Genomic DNA, 407 nt, shown 5'->3' on the forward strand with positions numbered 1-407 from the left:
TCGTAGAAGAAGTCGTTGACATAGACCGGGGCCAGCATCAGCTGGATGGTGCTGTACACGTCCGACACCGACATGCCCATCGACTGCGCCTGCACGCGGTCCACGTGCAGCTGCAGCTGCGGGGCGTTCTCCAGCCCGTTCGGACGCACGCCGACCAGGGCTTCGGGCTTCTGCGCGGCCTTGCCCAGCAGGATGTTGCGCGCCTGGGTCAGCTGTTCGTAGCCGGCACCACTGCGGTCCTGCAGCCACATGTCGAAGCCGCCGAACTGGCCGAGGCCCTGCACGGTGGGCAGGTTGACCACGAAGATCTGCGCTTCCTTGATGCCGTAGAACGCGCCGTTCATGTTCTGGATGAACTCGGGCGCGGTGAACTTGCGTTCCTCCCACGGCTTCAGGCGGATGAAGCC

1 protein-coding gene is annotated in these 407 nt (G+C 64.6%); it reads right to left on the bottom strand.

What is annotated here, in order from left to right:
- The coding region (locus tag D7X55_RS47140) for an efflux RND transporter permease subunit (RefSeq protein ID WP_199747472.1) at positions 1-407 on the bottom strand (407 nt) is incomplete at both ends.

Source organism: Corallococcus sp. AB049A, from assembly GCF_003668885.1.
In the GTDB taxonomy this organism is placed as follows: Bacteria; Myxococcota; Myxococcia; order Myxococcales; family Myxococcaceae; genus Corallococcus; species Corallococcus interemptor.